Below are 1,666 nucleotides of genomic sequence, written 5' to 3' on the forward strand. Positions count from 1 at the left end.
TGCTAAGCTGTAAAAACCCAAGTCACTTCAAGATGATGTATTCATTCATGACGAATATGGCATCTTGAGGTTGCTTGGGACTCGATAACCATAAAACCAAACCCTCCAGCCATCTGAGTAAAACGACACGTACAACTAAGTAAGATGCGTTGGAACTATCCCTCAAAATAATGCAACACAAGGAGGCGTTATGATTACCCATATAAGCCCCGCAGGTAGCATGGACTTGCTATCACAACTGGAAGTTGAACGCTTAAAGAAAACCGCTTCGAGTGATCTTTACCAGCTTTATCGTAACTGTACGTTAGCGGTATTGAACTCTGGTAGCCACACAGATAACTCCAAAGAGCTTCTCGATAAACACCAATCGTTTGATGTGAATGTAGTGCGCCGCGAGCGTGGCATTAAGCTAGAGCTGACCGACCCACCAGAGCATGCGTTTGTCGATGGAGAGATCATTAAAGGCATTCAAGAACACTTATTCTCTGTACTGCGTGACATCGTTTACGTGAACATGCACTTGGCTGACAGTCAGCGCCTCAATCTCACTAACCCAACGCATATTACCAACCTTGTGTTTGGTATTTTGCGTAACGCAGGCGCGCTCACTCCCGGTATTGAACCAAATCTCGTCGTCTGTTGGGGCGGCCATTCAATCAATGGCGTTGAATACCAATACACGCGCGAAGTGGGTAACGAGCTTGGCTTACGTGAACTTAATATCTGTACGGGTTGTGGACCAGGTGCGATGGAAGGCCCGATGAAAGGAGCGGCAATCGGTCACGCTAAACAGCGTTACACCGAGCAACGCTACCTTGGCTTGACGGAGCCTTCAATCATTGCCGCTGAGCCGCCAAACCCAATCGTCAACGAGCTGATCATCATGCCGGACATCGAAAAACGTTTAGAAGCGTTTGTTCGTATGGCGCATGGTATTGTGATCTTCCCGGGTGGTCCGGGTACTGCCGAAGAGTTGCTGTACATTCTTGGTATCATGATGCATCCAGACAATGCTGATCAGCCGATGCCGATTGTGTTAACCGGACCAAAAGAGAGCGAAGAATACTTCCGTTCTATCGACGCGTTTATTCGCGATACCTTAGGTGAAGAAGGTCAAAAACACTACCAAATCGTCATTGATGATCCTGCCGAAGTTGCACGTATCATGAAGCGCTCGATGGAAGATGTACGCCTTCACCGTAAAGAAAAAGGCGATGCTTACAGCTTCAACTGGTCATTGAAAATCGAACCGGATTTCCAACTGCCATTTGACCCAACGCATACATCAATGGAAGGGTTGAATTTGAACTTGGATCAAGAACCTCAGGTTCTGGCGGCTAACTTACGCAAAGCCTTCTCTGGTATTGTGGCAGGTAACGTCAAAGCCGAGGGCATTCGCGAAATCGAATGCAAAGGTCCATTTTCCATTCATGGCGATCCTGTACTGATGAAGAAGCTCGACAAGCTACTGCAAGACTTCGTTGAACAGCATCGAATGAAATTGCCAGGCGGTTCTGATTACGAACCATGCTATCGAATTGCCCATCCATAAATTGGTGGTCGATAGTCTGGCTTGCATTCGTTACACTAGGGGCATTACGCCCCTTTTTTATTGCTAAGTCATTATGTCTATTCATCTTGTTATTATTGATGCCCTCAACTTGAT

General features: G+C 46.7%; 1 protein-coding gene. It reads left to right on the top strand.

Features of this window, described 5'->3' with window-relative positions; translation table 11 throughout:
- Positions 1-190: 190 nt before the first annotated feature.
- Positions 191-1,552 carry a nucleotide 5'-monophosphate nucleosidase PpnN gene (gene ppnN / locus R7M72_RS24375; RefSeq protein ID WP_005496242.1) on the top strand — a complete coding sequence of 454 codons (1,362 nt, stop codon included), beginning with the start codon at positions 191-193 and terminating at the stop codon, positions 1,550-1,552.
- The last annotated feature ends 114 nt before the right edge of the window (positions 1,553-1,666 follow it).

It is taken from the genome of Vibrio sp. YT-18 (assembly GCF_033337345.1).
Classification (GTDB): Bacteria; Pseudomonadota; Gammaproteobacteria; order Enterobacterales; family Vibrionaceae; genus Vibrio; species Vibrio alginolyticus.